The sequence below is a fragment of the Sphingomonadaceae bacterium OTU29LAMAA1 genome (assembly GCA_024072375.1).
Taxonomy (GTDB): Bacteria; Pseudomonadota; Alphaproteobacteria; order Sphingomonadales; family Sphingomonadaceae; genus Sphingomonas.
This window is the reverse complement of sequence record CP099617.1, coordinates 2,666,070-2,681,080: the sequence shown is the minus strand read 5'-3', so window position 1 is coordinate 2,681,080 and position 15,011 is coordinate 2,666,070. Positions and strand designations below refer to the sequence as shown.

At 67.4% G+C, this 15,011-nt stretch carries 17 protein-coding genes; 10 read left to right on the top strand and 7 right to left on the bottom strand.

All coding sequences use genetic code 11. The annotated features are described in order from the left end of the window. Together NF699_13025 and NF699_13020 are read left to right on the top strand one after the other, a co-directional pair. Positions 1-870 (top strand): class I SAM-dependent methyltransferase, encoded by an 870-nt coding sequence (locus NF699_13025; protein ID USU03983.1) that lies wholly within the window; start codon positions 1-3, stop codon positions 868-870. Positions 871-1,056: 186 nt separating this feature from the next. Then, positions 1,057-1,257, top strand: a complete 201-nt coding sequence (locus NF699_13020; GenBank protein USU03982.1) for a hypothetical protein — start codon at positions 1,057-1,059, stop codon at positions 1,255-1,257. 8 nt (positions 1,258-1,265) lie between these two features. Here NF699_13020 and NF699_13015 read toward each other — a convergent pair whose 3' ends face one another. From NF699_13015 to NF699_13005, 3 genes are read right to left on the bottom strand one after another with little or no spacing between them, the layout of a single operon-like run. Beyond that, a complete protein-coding gene (locus NF699_13015; protein ID USU03981.1) occupies positions 1,266-1,913 on the bottom strand; it encodes a heme exporter protein CcmB in 648 nt (215 codons plus the stop codon). Further along, the gene (gene ccmA / locus NF699_13010) at positions 1,913-2,419 is read right to left on the bottom strand and encodes a heme ABC exporter ATP-binding protein CcmA (GenBank protein ID USU07085.1); all 507 of its coding nucleotides are present in this window, start codon (positions 2,417-2,419) and stop codon (positions 1,913-1,915) included. Before ccmA ends, NF699_13015 begins: the two co-directional genes overlap by 1 nt. A 44-nt stretch (positions 2,420-2,463) precedes the next feature. Further along, positions 2,464-2,874, bottom strand: coding sequence for a metallopeptidase family protein (locus NF699_13005; GenBank protein ID USU03980.1), 411 nt, complete (start codon positions 2,872-2,874; stop codon positions 2,464-2,466). A 50-nt stretch (positions 2,875-2,924) separates the two neighbouring features. Between NF699_13005 and NF699_13000 the strand changes: the two genes are divergently transcribed. Next, positions 2,925-3,218 (top strand): 4a-hydroxytetrahydrobiopterin dehydratase, encoded by a 294-nt coding sequence (locus NF699_13000; protein USU03979.1) that lies wholly within the window; start codon positions 2,925-2,927, stop codon positions 3,216-3,218. A gap of 1 nt (position 3,219) precedes the next feature. On the opposite strand, the gene NF699_12995 is transcribed toward NF699_13000, so the two are convergent. Continuing rightward, the gene (locus NF699_12995) at positions 3,220-4,008 is read right to left on the bottom strand and encodes an SDR family oxidoreductase (GenBank protein ID USU03978.1); all 789 of its coding nucleotides are present in this window, start codon (positions 4,006-4,008) and stop codon (positions 3,220-3,222) included. Positions 4,009-4,074: 66 nt separating this feature from the next. On the opposite strand from NF699_12995, the gene NF699_12990 reads away from it, so the two are divergent. Further along, positions 4,075-4,827, top strand: a complete 753-nt coding sequence (locus NF699_12990; protein ID USU03977.1) for an ATP-binding cassette domain-containing protein — start codon at positions 4,075-4,077, stop codon at positions 4,825-4,827. Further along, entirely contained in the window at positions 4,824-6,359 is a 1,536-nt protein-coding gene (locus NF699_12985; protein USU03976.1) for an ABC transporter permease/substrate-binding protein, read from the top strand. Before NF699_12990 ends, NF699_12985 begins: the two co-directional genes overlap by 4 nt. A gap of 160 nt (positions 6,360-6,519) precedes the next feature. On the opposite strand, the gene NF699_12980 is transcribed toward NF699_12985, so the two are convergent. Both NF699_12980 and NF699_12975 read right to left on the bottom strand, forming a co-directional pair. Beyond that, the gene (locus tag NF699_12980; protein ID USU03975.1) at positions 6,520-9,243 is read right to left on the bottom strand and encodes a TonB-dependent receptor; all 2,724 of its coding nucleotides are present in this window, start codon (positions 9,241-9,243) and stop codon (positions 6,520-6,522) included. An 81-nt stretch (positions 9,244-9,324) separates the two neighbouring features. Continuing rightward, positions 9,325-9,774: a MarR family winged helix-turn-helix transcriptional regulator gene (locus tag NF699_12975; protein USU03974.1), complete on the bottom strand. Its 450-nt coding sequence runs from the start codon at positions 9,772-9,774 to the stop codon at positions 9,325-9,327. A gap of 80 nt (positions 9,775-9,854) precedes the next feature. Between NF699_12975 and hppD the strand changes: the two genes are divergently transcribed. The 5 genes from hppD to NF699_12950 all read left to right on the top strand — a co-directional run bounded on the left by hppD (position 9,855) and on the right by NF699_12950 (position 14,375). After that, complete coding sequence (gene hppD / locus NF699_12970; GenBank protein USU03973.1) at positions 9,855-10,919, top strand: 4-hydroxyphenylpyruvate dioxygenase; 1,065 nt, start codon at positions 9,855-9,857, stop codon at positions 10,917-10,919. A 165-nt stretch (positions 10,920-11,084) separates the two neighbouring features. Beyond that, a complete protein-coding gene (gene hmgA / locus NF699_12965) occupies positions 11,085-12,380 on the top strand; it encodes a homogentisate 1,2-dioxygenase (GenBank protein ID USU03972.1) in 1,296 nt (431 codons plus the stop codon). Next, entirely contained in the window at positions 12,377-13,006 is a 630-nt protein-coding gene (gene maiA, locus NF699_12960) for a maleylacetoacetate isomerase (protein ID USU03971.1), read from the top strand. Before hmgA ends, maiA begins: the two co-directional genes overlap by 4 nt. 10 nt (positions 13,007-13,016) lie before the next feature. Next, positions 13,017-13,373 carry a Rieske 2Fe-2S domain-containing protein gene (locus NF699_12955; GenBank protein USU03970.1) on the top strand — a complete coding sequence of 119 codons (357 nt, stop codon included), beginning with the start codon at positions 13,017-13,019 and terminating at the stop codon, positions 13,371-13,373. Between the two features lie 36 nt (positions 13,374-13,409). Continuing rightward, on the top strand, positions 13,410-14,375 hold the full coding sequence (locus NF699_12950) for an alpha/beta fold hydrolase (GenBank protein ID USU03969.1): 966 nt from the start codon (positions 13,410-13,412) through the stop codon (positions 14,373-14,375). Here the strand turns inward: NF699_12950 and NF699_12945 are convergent. After that, positions 14,372-14,893 (bottom strand): gamma carbonic anhydrase family protein, encoded by a 522-nt coding sequence (locus NF699_12945; protein ID USU03968.1) that lies wholly within the window; start codon positions 14,891-14,893, stop codon positions 14,372-14,374. The two genes, NF699_12950 and NF699_12945, sit on opposite strands and share 4 nt — an antisense overlap. Positions 14,894-15,011 lie beyond the last annotated feature (118 nt).

Sequence of the window (15,011 nt, the reverse complement as noted above, 5' to 3'; positions counted from 1 at the left end):
GTGAAGCTCGACACGCTGATCGGCGAACCCTGGGCGGATTACGGCCTGATCGATTCGGGGCATGGCAAGAAGCTCGAACGCTATGGCCGCTTCCGCTTCGTCCGCCCCGAACCACAGGCGATGTGGGCGCCCGCGACCGAAAACTGGAAGGCGCATGGCGAATTCGTCCCCGCCAGCGATGAAGACGGCGGCGGCCGCTGGGTCTTTGCCGAACCGGTGCCGCGCGAAGGCTGGCCGCTGAAGTGGAACGAGGTTCGCTTTACCGCGCAGACGACGCCGTTCCGCCACCTCGGCTTTTTCCCCGACATGGCGCCGGTGTGGAGCTGGATGCGTGAGCAGGTCGCCGACAAGCCGGGCGCGGAGTGCATGAATCTGTTCGGCTATACCGGCGTCGGCACGCTGGCGATGGCCAGCGCCGGCGCGAAAATGGTGCACGTCGACGCATCGAAGAAGTCGATCGAGGCGGCGAAGGCCAATGCCGCGCTGTCGGGCATGCAGGACGCGCCGGTACGCTGGATCATCGACGACGCCGCCAAGTTCATCGCGCGCGAGGTGCGTCGCAATCGCCGCTACGACGGTATCCTGCTCGACCCGCCGAAATATGGCCGCGGGCCGGAGGGCGAGATCTGGCGGCTGGAGGAGGATCTGCCGCGCCTGCTCGCCGACTGCCGCAAGTTGATCGATGCGGACAGCCGCTTCCTGTTCCTGACGGTGTACGCGGTGCGCATGTCCGCGCTGGCGATCGGGGAGTTGCTGACCCAGCTGTTCGCCGACCTGCCCGGCACGGTCGAGGCGGGGGAACTGGGCGTGCGTGAAGAAGCACGCGGCCTTGCCCTGCCGACGGCGATCTGGGCACGCTGGAGCCGCTAAAGGCCTGCCGCCCGATCGTCGATCGGCCGCCATGCAATGTTACAAAGCGTCGAAGCTTTTGGCATCGCTCACTATTCGTCGCGCATCCGCCACTCGCTGCAGCGCAGCAAGAATTCGTTACGGAACGCTCGTCGTACGGAAGAATTTTGATGTGCATATGCTGTTGCCCACGAAGGAGGCACAACGATGCAGACGAACGACGACAACACCAATAACCGTACCGACGATCAGCCGCTGAATCCGTTGTGGGGCAGGCTTGCCCTGTTGATGTTCGGCCTGACCGTCCTCGCATTTCTTACCGCGATCGATCGCCCTGAATGGTTTCATTTAAAACCGGCAACCGGTACGGCCGCAGCGATGGTCTATGCTTCGGATCATCAATCCTGAATTTGACCCTAATCCATCCGGGCCCGCATCGCAGCGGCAGCGATCCAAGGTGCGCCGGCCACCAGTAACAGGCTGACCGCGCCCAGCAGCTTGAGGGCTCCTTCCCCCGCAGTGGCATCGAGCGATCCCGCGCCGAAGACGAGCAGCGGGATCGCCAGCGGCAACATGACCAGTCCGGCTACCGCCCCGCCGCCGCGTAATCCCGCGATCAGTGCGGATGTCGCCACGGCAAGTGCCGCGAGTCCGGGCGTGCCGATGGCGAGGCCCAGTTCGATACGCCAGACGGTCGCCGCCGATAGGTCGAACAATCCCGCCGCGACGATCGCGGCCGCCATCAACGGCGGCGCGAATCCGATCCAGTGCGCGGTCGTTTTGGCGAGGCCGATCAGCGCCAGCGGCACGCCTCGCACCGCCAATTGATCGATCACCCCCGCCTCGACATCCGGGCCCACCAGTCGCTCGACCGGCAGCAGCGCCGCGAGCAAAGCCGCCGTCCAGATCACACCGCCGCCGATCCGCGCCAGCAAGGCGGCATCCGGCCCGACCGCGAACGGGAACAGGCACGCGACCAGCAGGAAGAAAGCGACCGGCCAGCCTGCCCCGCCGCCCATCCACGCGCGTCGCAGATCGCGCCCGACGAGGCTGACGAACATCATCAGCCGAGCCTCACCGGCACCGCGCCGGGCAGGTCGACCGGCTGGTGCGTCGCGATGACGACGATACCGCCGGTGGCCCGATGCACCGCCACGGCCGATTCCAGCAGCGCGATCCCGGCACTATCGAGCCCGTTGCCAGGTTCGTCGAGCAGCCAGATCGCCGCCCGCGTGCCGATAACGCGGGCCAGCCCCGCCCGCCGCCGCTGTCCGGTAGACAGGACCCGCACCGGCACCTCGCCCAGTCCGGCCAGCCCTGTCGCGGCGAGAGCCGCCGCGGCGCGATCGTCGATCCAGAAGGCGAGTGCGCGCATCAACGATACTTCCGGATCGAGCGCATGCGCCTCGGCCAGCAGCGCCACGTCGCCATTCCGGTTCACCGTCCCCGCCGCCGGCCGGAGCAGTCCCGCCGCGATCCGCAGCAGGCTGGATTTACCGACTCCATTGGGTCCGGTCACCAGTGCCGCGTCGCCCGGCCCGAGCGACAGACCCAGCCCCTCGAACAACATGCGCCCGCCGCGCGCGCAGGCGACATCGGCGAGGGCCAGTGCGCTCAATCCGCCACAGCGTCTTCCAGCGCGTGCATGTCGTCGTCGGACAGGCCGAAATGATGGCCGATTTCGTGAATGGTCACGTGACGGACCAGATCGTCCAGCCGCACCCCGGTTTCGGCCCACTCGGCGAGGATCGCCTGTCTATACAGATGAATGCGATCGGGCATCGTGCCGGAATCCATCGACGATTTCTCGCCCAACGGCCGCCCGTGATACAGGCCGGTCAGGTCGAGAGGGTGCTCCAGACCCAATGCAGCGAGCGTCTCCGCATCTGCTTCTTCCTCCACCAGCAACAGCACGTCGCCCAGATGCGTGGCGAACGTCGACGGCAGTCGCGCGATCGTGTCGCGGGCGATTCCCTCGATCGCCTCGGCGTCCGGCGCCGGTCCATAAGCATCTTGCCCGTTCATCGCCGCCGCCATACCCCGTCTGCTTGCCCTCCAGCAAGGAACACGCACGCATGATCGAGCCCCTCAGCGAAGCCGAACGCGCCGACGCGCTCGATGGTCTGCCCGAATGGGATTATGACGAGGCGCGCGATGCGATCACCCGCAGTCTCGTGTTCGCCGATTTCGTCGAGGCATTCGGCTTCATGACGCAGGTCGCGCTGATGGCGGAAAAGGCCAATCACCATCCCGAATGGCGCAACGTCTACAACCGCGTCGAAATCCTGCTGACTACCCACGATGCCGGCGGACTGTCGGGCCGCGATATCGAGATGGCGGAGGCGATCGACGCGATAGTCGACGAATAGGTCAGCGCATCGACCGCCGCATCCGCTTGCGCAACACGCCCGGCATCCAGCGCGCTGCGAAGCGGAGGCGATCGGCGGTCTTGCCGACATAGGTGTGGACGGTGTCGCCGTGCACCGCTTTCCACGCCGCCTCTGCCACCGTATCGACGGGGGTCAGTTCGAGGCCGGCACCGGTCACCGCCTCGCGGATCGAACGGTTGGTGCCGCCGGCGACGCCGTCGAGCAACGGCGTTTCGATGAAGCTGGGCAGCAGGCAGCGGACCTTGATCCCCTCGCGATACCATTCGCCGTCCAGCGCCTCGCTGAGGCCGCGTACCGCGAATTTCGTCGCGGAATAGGTTGCGAGACCGGAAGACCCGTAGATGCCGGACGCCGACGAGGTGTTGAGCAACACCGATCCCGGGGTCCGCGCCAGATAGGCGTGGCCGATCCGCGCACCGTTCAGCACGCCCGTCAGGTTGATCGCCACCGTCCGGTCGATCGCGTCGAAATCCGCCTCCGCCAGCGGCCCGCCGGTGCCGATCCCGGCATTGTTGAACAAAACGTCGAGCCGGTCGCCGCTGGCCTGCACGAAGGCATTCAGGCTGGCGGTCCACGCATCGCGGTCGCGCACGTCCATGGCATAGGTCTCGACCATCCCGCGAGGCAGCATCGCGGCGGTTTCGGCGAGGCCGGCGGTGTTGACGTCGGCGATCCCGACCCGCCATCCCCGCTCGGCGAACAGTCGCGCGACCGCACGGCCGATGCCCGATCCGCCACCCGTGATGAAGATCGCCTTCACATCGCTCATGCCGTTCCCTCTCCGGTCGGTCCATTCGTTGGACTTTGATCCGGGCATCCCGCATCGTCGCGTCCGATGCCAGCAGAATCGCTCCGTTTTGACGCCGTCACCAAGGCTTATGGCGATACGCTGGCGATAGACCAGGTCGACCTGAGCATCGCGCGGGGCAGCTTCGTCGCGCTGGTCGGTGCGTCGGGGTCGGGCAAATCGACGCTGCTCAAAACGATCAATCGCCTGATCGAACCCACGTCGGGCCGCGTGCTGCTGGACGGCGCGGATGTCGCGTGCGGCCCCGCCCCGGCGCTGCGGCGGCGCATCGGCTATGTCTTCCAGAGCATCGGCCTGTTCCCGCACATGACCGTCGCCGAGAATATCGGCATCGGCCCACGCATCGCCGGCGAACCGCCCGCCGACGTGGTCGCGCTGCTCGAACTGGTCGACCTGCCCCGCGACCTCGCCGGTCGCATGCCGGATGCGCTGTCGGGCGGACAGCGGCAGCGTGTCGCCATCGCGCGGGCGCTGGCACCGGGGGCGAAACTGCTGCTGCTCGACGAAGCGTTCGGTGCGCTCGATCCAGTGACGCGCGACGCCTTGGGTGGCGAGATACGCGCGCTGCACGATCGGCTGGGGCTGACCACGATCCTCGTCACGCACGACATGGCGGAGGCGTTGCTGCTCGCCGATCGGGTGCTGGTGATGCAGGCGGGGCGGATCGTCGCGGATGCCACCCCTGCCGCATTGCTGAACGGCGGCGGCGGGGACGCCGCACAGGCGCTGGTCGCGGTGCCCCGTCATCAGGCAGAGCGACTGCGGGCCCTGTCGGCATGAGCGCCTTTCTCGACGCGCTCGGCCGGGTGCCGCCGTTACTGGCGCAGCATGTCCTGCTGTCGGCGGCGGCGCTGGTGCTCGGGATCGTGATCAGCCTTCCGCTCGCCATCCTTGCAACACGCCGGCCGCGCGCGGGCAACGTCATCCTCGGGTGCGCCAGTCTGGTGCAGACGGTGCCCAGCCTTGCGCTGCTCGCGCTCTTCTATCCGTTGCTGTTGTGGCTGTCGGCGCTGGTCGGCGGCGGCATACCGGCGCTCGGCTTCCTGCCGTCACTCATAGCACTGACGCTGTATGCGCTGCTGCCGATCATCCGCAATGGCGTCGCGGGGCTGACCGGGATCGATCCGGCGGTGCGACAGGCGGCACAGGCGGTCGGGATGACGTCGGCCCAGACATTGCGGCTGGTCGAGGCGCCGCTGGTCGCACCCGTGCTGATCGCCGGCATCCGCACCGCGGCGGTGTGGACGATCGGCGCGGCGACGCTGTCGACCACGGTCGGGCAGCCGAGCCTTGGCGACATGATTTTCGCCGGGTTGCAGACGCAGAACTGGGCGCTGGTGCTGGCGGGCTGCTTTGCCGCGGCAGGACTGGCATTGGCCGCCGATGCGCTGATCGGGCTGATCGAGCGCGGCATCGCGCGGCGGCGCCGGCCACTGTGGATCGGCGCAAGCGTCGCGCTGATCGTCGGGCTGCTGCTCGCCACCGCACCGCTGTGGCAGCGCGCGGACGGCACGGTCGTAACCATCGGCGCCAAGAACTTCTCCGAGCAATATATCCTCGCACGGCTGATCGGCGACCGGCTGGAGCGCGCCGGCTATACCGTCCGCTATCGCGACGGGCTGGGGTCGGCGGTGATCTACGGCGCGCTGAGCGGCGGCGACGTCGACGTCTATGTCGAATATGCGGGCACCCTCTGGACCGGGCCGATGCGACGGACCGACGTGCCCGATCCGAAGGCGATGGTCGCCGGGATCGGGCGTTGGGCGCAGGCTACCAGCGGCGTGCGGTCGATCGGATCGCTGGGGTTCGAGAATGCCTATGCCTTTGCGATGCGCGGCGACGATGCGAAGCGGCGGGGGATCGAGAGCCTGGCCGATCTGGTCGATGCGGCGCCGGGGCTGACGCTGGGCAGCGACCTTGAATTCCTCGAACGGCCGGAATGGACGGCGGTACGCAAGGCCTATCCATTGCGGTTCAAGGCGACGACGCCCTATGCGCCGACCTTCATGTACCGTGCGCTGGCGAGTGGCGGGGCGGACGTGATCTCCGCTTTCTCTTCCGACGGACGGATCGCGGCGGACCGGCTGACGGTATTGAGCGATCCGCGGCATGCGATACCCAGCTACAATGCGCTGCTGATGGTCGCACCGGCGCGGGCGAAAGACGCGAAGTTCGTTGCGGCGCTGACCCCGCTGGTCGGGCGCATTCCGGTGAGTGCAATGCGCGAGGCGAATTATCAGGTCGATCGCGACGCGGACAAGCGGACGCCGGAACAGGCGGCGGACTGGCTGGCAACGCGGATCGGGCTTTAGAAGATGTGATTCACGCGGAGACGCGGAGAAGAAGAGGGATGCCGCCGCGGCGCAGCCGCTTTCATCACTCGGTCAGAAGGCCTGCGGTGCAGCACGCGGCCCCCGCAGACCTTCTTCTTTCTTCTCCGCGCCTCCGCGCGAACCAACCTTCTTTCCGTCCCTAGAAGAACAGCTTGCGCAGGCTCAACCGGATCGTGCGACCCAGAGGATCGCGATAGTCCGGCTGGTAGGTGATCGGCGTCAGGCCGGCGGCGTCGCGGACCTGCTGGCGGCTGTTGAAGATGTTATCAACCGACAAGGTGACACGCGCACCACGGACCCAGGGATGGGCCTTCACCAGTTCCAGTTGCTGGCCGAGGTCCGCGAACAGGCGCAGGTCGGCGGTCGCCAGCCCTTCGAAGCGCAAGGGCGTCGGGTTGGCCGCGGTGCCGCCGTTGACGCTGGCGCCCGTAGCGTAGTTCGCCGACAGGCGCACGCCGATGCCGTTGTTGGAATAGCCCGCCTGCCCTTCGAATTCATGGCGCGGTTGGCCGTCGCTGGTCGAGGAGCCGATGATGTCGCCGTTGAACGCGTCGAGCACCGGTCCCCCCTCCGCCAGCGTCAACCGGTTGGTCAGGTTCAACGTGTGGTAGAAGGCGAACTGGATGCGGCCGCCACCCTGGCCGCCGCGCCCGCCGCCGCCACCGAAACCACGGCCACCGCCGCCGCCGCCGCCGAAGCCCCCGCGCGCACGTCCACCGCCCTCGCCGCCGCCGTTGGCCTGCGCGCCATCGCCGGCCGGGCGGTCACCAGCATTGGGCCGATCGCCCTGCGGCGGTGCATCGGTGCCGGCCGCATTGGGAGCAGCGCCCGGTGCGCCGCCGCCTCGCTGCCCCGGTCCGCCCTCACCGGGACGTCCATTGGCACCGGGAAAACGTAGTCCGGCGAACGGGTTCGGTCCGGTGCCGGCGCGGAACGCCTCGATCTGCTTCTGGATCTTGGACTTGATCGGCTTGGAGAAGTTGATCCCCCAGCGGATGTTCTCGGTCTCCGATCGCGCGAAATTGACCGATCGCCGGTCGACACGGGTCAGGTTGCCGTCCGCGTCGCGGATAAAGCGACCGGGCAGCGCGGCCTCGAACACCGACGTCGCCGACGACAACCCCTGGATCGGATTGCGCACATCCTGCTTGGTGTAATTGGCGGTGAGCGTCAGATCCTTGGCGCTCCACGGTTTCAGGTTGAGTGCGAGGCGGGTGACGCGCCGGTCGCTCGATCGCAGGTCGGGGTTGCCGCCGGTCACCGTCGTCACCGTCACCGTCTGGCCCTGCACGAAGTCGAACACGCGCACGTTCGGCGTGACGACGACCGGATTGCCGAGTTGCGCGGCGCTGGGGGCGATCTCCTGCTGGTTGATCGACCCGATCACCCGCACGCCTTCGATCGGGCCCCAGTTAAGGCCATAGCCATAGGAGGTCAGCGTGCCGTAATCCGACAGCCGGTTGACCGCGGCATTCCCGTTCAGCGACAGATTGCCAAGCCAGCCGAGCACCGCACGGCTGCGGCTGGCGATCGGGAGGTCGACGTTGATGCGGCCGTTGGCGCTGTCGCGCGACACGTCGCCGGTGGTGGCGAGGCCGCCGCGCACCGAGCGGCTGGTGAAATCGCTGGTGTCGGCACCGACGCGGATCGCGGTCGACACGTCGCCGGCGGGCAGCGAGAACAGTGGACCGTTGGCGAGGGCCTGCACCTCGCCGCTGTTCGAAATCGACCGGGCGCGGTTCGGCACGCCATCGCCGTTGCGTTCGGTATACGTGTTGCTCTCCGCCCGGTCGAAACCGCCGGTGACGGTCCACAGCCAGCGCGGGCTGAGCCGCCCGTTGAGGCTGGTGCCGACGTGGCCGGTGACGTTGTTGTTGCGCTGTTCGAGCGGATCGCGGCTGATCGGAATGCCCGCCGCGTCGAGCGGCAGGCCGAAGCGGCCGACCGACTGCGTCGCGTTGAGTTCGCCGTTGATCGAGGCGGAGACGTCGCCGATCGGTTGCGCGAAGGTGGCGTTGGTGCCGAAGTTGCGGCTGAACGGCTGCAGCGTGCGGAACGGCCGCTGGTCGAAGCTGCTGGTGCCGCCTTCGGTCGTCGCCAACGCGATGTCACGCTCCGATTCGGTCAGCGCCGAACTTTGCCGATAGGTGCTGTGCAGGTTGAAGCGCGATCCGCTGCGGATGGTGAGCAGGTCGAGTTCGCCCTGCGGGCTGTTCTTGCCGCCCTCCGTCGGGATGACATCGGCGAGCTCGACCGTGGTCGAGCGGAAGCGGCGTCGCAGGACGAAGTTCACGACCTTCTGATCGGCGGTATAGCCGTATTTCAGCGCGACCTCTTCGGGCAGGATGTCGACGCGCAGGATCGCCTCGGTCGGGATATCGCGGATTTCCTGGAAGCCGGAGATACGCTTGCCGTCGAGCAGCACCACCGGCGGCCCCCCCGCACCGCTGCGCGTCTGGGGCGCCAGTTCGGTGAGCAGGTCGGAGACGCTGCTGACGCCGTAGCTCCGGATGTCGGCGGGGCTGAGGATCTGTTCGGCGGGAATGTCGCCCACCACCGAACCGGGCGGTCGCCGACCGGTGACGACGATCTCGTTCTCCTCGCCCTCCTCGGCATCGGATTGCGCCGCGGTCGTCTGCGGCACGGAGGGCGACTGTGCGGCGGCGGCGGCAGGCACGGTCGGGTCGGCGGCGACGGCGGCCGGCTGGTCCTGCGGGGCCGTGCCCGTCGCGGGCGCGGCAGTGGGAGCGGTCGTCGTCTGCGCCGGGACGGGGGCCGAAACCGGGCCAGGCGCGGGCACCTGCTGTGCCGCCGCCATCGCCGGCCAGCTCGCCGCCATCATCATCACCGCCGCCAAACGCATAACTGCCCCTTTATTCGTATCCTGACGGGGCCTCTAAACGGCAATTGTCGCACAATTGTGCCGGAGCGTCGCTGTTCGCCGCTAACGCCCGATCGCGACAGTTACCGCTTCGACACGGCGGAGCATGTCCATGAATTGCGCCACCTCGATCGGATCGAACGCGGCGAAGATGCGGTCTTCGAGATCGAGCGCCTTGGGCGAGACGGCGGCGTACAGGTCGCGGCCGGCGTCGGTCAGTTCGAGCAAGTGCGAGCGGCGATCCTCGGGATTCGCCTGCCGCACGAGCAGGCCACGATCGACCAGCGCAATGGCGGCACGCGATACCGTCACCTTGTCCATCAGCGTCCTGGCACCGATCGCCTGCTGGGTGATGCCGCCGGTTTCGGCGATTACCGCGATCAGCCGCCATTCCGGAATGGTCAGGCCGAACAGCGACTCATATGCTCGCGCGATCGAATCGCTGACGAGGTTCGACGTGATCGACAGGCGATACGGGATGAAATCATCCAGGACGAGGCGCTTGGCAGCCATGATGGCTTCGTATCAGTTGACACCAGTTTGGCAATGACGCACACGATTGGTAACGAATGATACCAATCGGAGCAGCGACGATGGAACATATGGACGTCAACCCGATGGGCCTCGACGGGTTCGAATTCTGCGAATTCACCTCGCCCGATCCCGACGCGCTCGCCGCGCAGTTCGAGGCACTGGGCTTCGTTGTCGCCGCGACCCATCCGACGAAAGCGCTGACCCGCTACAAACAGGGCAGGATCAACCTGTTGCTCAACCGCGAGGAGAGCGGCCATGCTGCCGATTTCCGCGCGGCGCACGGCCCGTCGGCCAGCGCGATGGCGTTCCGCGTGCAGGATGCGCAGGCAGCCTATGATGCGGCGATCGAACGCGGCGCGAAGCCGGCACCGGCAGGGGCCGCGCTGGACGGGATTCCGGCGCTGGAGGGGATCGGCGGTTCGCTGCTGTATCTGGTCGATCGCCATGGTGCGGCTGGCAGCGTGTACGACGATTGGAAGCAGACCCCCGGCGCCGCCGAGGCGGAGGCCGCCAACAACGTCGGACTCGACCTGCTCGACCACCTCACCCACAACGTACGTCGTGGCCAGATGCGGACATGGTCGACCTTCTACGGCCAGATATTCGGCTTCGAAGAACAGAAGTATTTCGACATCAAGGGCAAGGCGACCGGCCTTTTCAGCCAGGCGATGATCGCGCCGGACCGTGCGATCCGCATCCCGCTGAACGAGAGCCAGGACGACAAAAGCCAGATCGAGGAATTCATCCGCGATTATAATGGTGAAGGCATCCAGCACCTCGCGCTGACCACCGACGACATCTACACCACCGTCGAGAAGCTGCGCTCGCGTGGCGTCAAGTTGCAGGACACGATCGAGACCTATTACGAACTGGTCGACAAGCGCGTGCCGAACCACGGCGAGAACCTGGAACGCCTGCGCGCCAACCGCATCCTGATCGACGGCAACGTCGGCGAGGAAGGGCTGCTGTTGCAGATCTTTACCGAGACGATGGTCGGTCCGATCTTCTTTGAGATCATCCAGCGCAAGGGCAATGAGGGCTTCGGCAACGGCAATTTCCAGGCGCTGTATGAAAGCATTGAACTCGACCAAATCCGTCGCGGCGTGATCACCGTCGACGCCTAAATTCCTCCGTCATCCCGGACTTGTTCCGGGATCCACTCCGCGGCAACGTGAGAAGCAAGAGGCTCAAAGGCCTTCCGCTGCGGATGGGTGGACCTCGGAACAAGTCCGGGGGGTGACGGCGAGTTTGCGGCAAGGGGTGGTGGAGCAGGAGAGGACGCCAGAACAATGACAACCCACCACCCCGACAGCGACTACATCCCCGGCTTCGGCAACCACGTTTCGACCGAGGCCGTCCCCGGCGCGCTCCCGATCGGCCGCAATTCGCCGCAGCGCCCTGCCTTCGGCCTCTACGCCGAACAACTCAGCGGCACCGCCTTCACCGCGCCGCGCCATGAGAACCGCCGCTCGTGGCTCTACCGGATGCGCCCGACCGCCGAGCATCCACCCTACGTCCGCTACGAGGGCGCAAAGCGCTTCGCCCCCGGCACCACCGACGCGCCGCTAGCCCCCAATCGCCTCCGCTGGGATCCGATAGCCGACGCCGCGTCCGGCACCGACCTGATCGACGGCATGACGACGATGCTCGCCAACCGCGATCCCGCCGATCTGGAGGGCGTCGCGCTCCACGTCTACGCCGCCAGCGCGGACATGACGGACCGCGTCTTCACCGACGCGGACGGCGAATTGCTGTTCGTGCCGCAAGCCGGGCGTCTGGAACTGCTCACCGAACTCGGCCGGATCGCGGTCGCACCCGGCCAGATCGCACTGATCCCGCGCGGCGTCCGCTTCCGCGCCCTGCTGCCGGACGGCGCGGCGAAGGGCTATGTCTGCGAGAACCACGGCAGCCTGTTCCGCCTGCCCGATCTCGGCCCGATCGGCGCCAACGGCCTTGCCAACCCGCGCGATTTCGAAACGCCGGTGGCGTGGTTCGAGGATCGCGACGACACGACGCAGGTGATCCAGAAGTTCATGGGGTCGCTGTGGACGACGACGCTCGATCACAGCCCGCTCGACGTCGTCGCCTGGCACGGCAACCTCGCGCCCTGGCGCTACGACCTGTCGCGCTTCAACACGATCAACACGGTCAGCTTCGACCATCCCGATCCGTCGATCTTCACGCTGCTGACCTCGCCCTCCGACGTGCCCGGCCGCGCCAACGCCGATTTCGTGATCTTCCCGCCGCGCTGGATGGTGGCGGAGGGCACGTTCCGCCCGCCGTGGTTCCACCGCAACATCATGTCCGAGGCGATGGGCCTGATCACCGGCGCGTACGATGCCAAGGCGGAGGGGTTCGCCCCCGGCGGCATCTCGCTGCACAATCTGATGGCAGGCCACGGCCCCGACCTCGCCAGTTGGCAGGGCGCATCCGCCGCCGACCTCAAGCCGCACAAGATCGAGGGCACGATGGCCTTCATGCTGGAAAGTTGCTGGCCGTATAAGCCGACGTCATACGCACTGGAGCACAGCCAGCTCGATTACGACGCGGTGTGGGCGGACTTCCCCAAGGCGGTATTGCCATGATCCTGCACGGCTATTGGCGCTCGGGCGCGGCCTATCGCGTCCGCATCGCGCTGGCGCTGAAGGGGCTGGCGTACGAACAGGTCAACCACGACCTGCGCACCGGCGGGCAGGCCGCGCCCGACTATGCCGCGCTCAACCCGCAGCGGCTGGTGCCGGCGCTGGAGGTCAACGGACTGATCATCACCCAGAGCGTCGCGATCCTCGAATGGCTGGACGAGCGTTTCCCCGAGCCAGCGCTGCTGCCTGCCCATGCGGACGGTCGCGCGATCGTGCGGAGCATGGTGCAGACGATCGTCACCGACGTGCATCCCCTGCATAATCTGCGCACGCTGAAGGCGCTGCGGCAGGATTTCGGCGCATCGGAGGATCAGGTAAACGCGTGGATGGCGCGCTGGATGACCGCCGGGTTCGCCGCGCTGGAAACGCTGATCATGCGGCATGGCGGCGACTTCGCTTATGGCACGACGCCCACATTGGCGGATTGCGTCGTCGTGCCGGCGCTGTATTCGGCGGAGCGGTTCGGCGTGGATACAATGCCCTACCCGCATCTCGTCGCCGCGGCGAGACGCGCCGCCGCGCTCGCCGAGGCCGCGCATCCGAGCCGCCAGCCCGACGCGGACGCATGAGCGCCGACGCATGACCGAACGCCTCACCGCGACCCCGGCGGGCGTCGCGCTCGCGCCGCTGGCGGACATCGGCGACGGCAAGGCGCGCAATTTCGTCCTGCAGATGCGCGCCGGTCGGTTCCATGGTTTCGTGGTGCGCCGCGGCGATACGGCGGTCGGCTATGTCGATCGCTGCCCGCACGCGGGCGTGCCGTTGGCGCAGCAGCTCGACGACTATCTGACGCCGTCGGGCGAGATGATCGCGTGCAGCTGGCATGGCGCCTTGTTCACGCTGGACGAGGGATTGTGCGTCGGCGGGCCATGTATCGGCCAGCGTCTGACGCCATGGCCGGTCGTCGTCGCGGACGGGATCGTCACGACCGCCTGACGTGCTACACTGTCTCTCTTTGGACGGGAGGCACGGATGCAGAGCGGCACACGCTGGATGCTTGGAACGGTGTTCGGCAGCGCCGCGCTGACCGCCGCCGGCGGGCTGGGCCTGTCCTTTTATTCCGACCGTATCGCGCGCGAGGCGGAGCGGCTGGTGCCGCAGGACGGCCGCCATATCCAGGTAGAAGGTGCGCGGCTGCATTATGTCGATCAGGGCAGCGGCCCGGCGATCGTGATGATCCATGGGCTGAGCGGCCAGCTGCGCAACTTCAGCTATGCGATGCTGGAGCCGCTCGCCGCCGATCACCGCGTCATTCTGGTCGACCGACCGGGATCGGGCTATTCCACGGCGGACGACGAAGGCGAACCGACGATTCCCGAACAGGCGGCGATCATCGGCCGGTTCATCGATACGCTGGGCCTCGATCGCCCGCTGCTCGTCGGCCATTCGCTCGGCGGAGCGGTGGCGCTGGCCCTGGCGCTCGACCGGCCGGAGCTGGTGCGTGGCCTTGCCCTGATCGCACCGCTGTCGCAGGCGCAGGACGACGTACCGGATGCATTCAGGGGGCTCGCCGCGATCCCGCCGTCGCTGCGCCGGCTGATGGCGCAGACGCTCGGCACACCGATGAGCCGGCTGACCGCCGATCGCGTGCTGCAAGCCGTCTTCGCGCCCGAAACGCCGCCGGCCGATTTCATCACCCGCGGCGGAGGTGCATTGAGCCAGAGGCCCGCCAACATCGCGGCGGCATCGGCCGATCTTCACTCCGGCGGCACCGACGTCGCGGCCATCGCCGCACGCTATCCGACACTGACGGTGCCGACCGCCATCCTGTTCGGCCGCGACGACGCGATCCTCGACCCGGCGTTGCACGGTCATCGCACCGCCGGGCAGATCCCGGACGCGCGGCTCGAGGTAATCGATGGCGGCCACATGATCCCGATCACCGCACCGGGGGCATGTGTTCGCTTCGTCGCCGAAGCAGCGGAACGATACGGCTAGACCGGCCGCAAACCGTCGGCATAGCGGCGCGCGTTGGCGACATAGGTCGCGGCCGACACGCGCAGCCCGGCGATTTCGGTGTCGGTCAGCGGCCGTAGCACGCGCGCCGGACTGCCGACGATCAGCGACCCGGCGGGGAACGCCTTTCCCTCGGTCACCAGCGCGTTCGCCCCGACGATCGAATCGGCGCCGATCACCGCGCGATTGAGCAATGTCGCGCCCATGCCGATCAGGCTGTTGTCGCCGACCGTGGCGCCATGGACGATCGCATGGTGGCCGATCGTGACGCCGCGGCCGATCGTCGTGGGCACGCCGGGGTCGGCGTGGACCATCGCCCCGTCCTGTACGTTGCTCTCCGCGCCGATGCGGATCGGATCGTTGTCGCCGCGCACGACCGCGCCGAACCAGATCGACACGCGATCACCCAATATGACGTCGCCGATGACGTGCGCGCCGGGGGCGACATACACGTCCGCCCCGATCGCCGGCTCGACATCGCCCAGTCCGTAGCACGTCATGTCCCTCTCCTTCGTTGCAACCAGCGATGCACGACACACGGACGCGCGCAGGTCGCGACTTGCCGTCGGATCAGTGAAATAATTCGTCCAATATCGACATGCTTTACCCGTCCTTCAC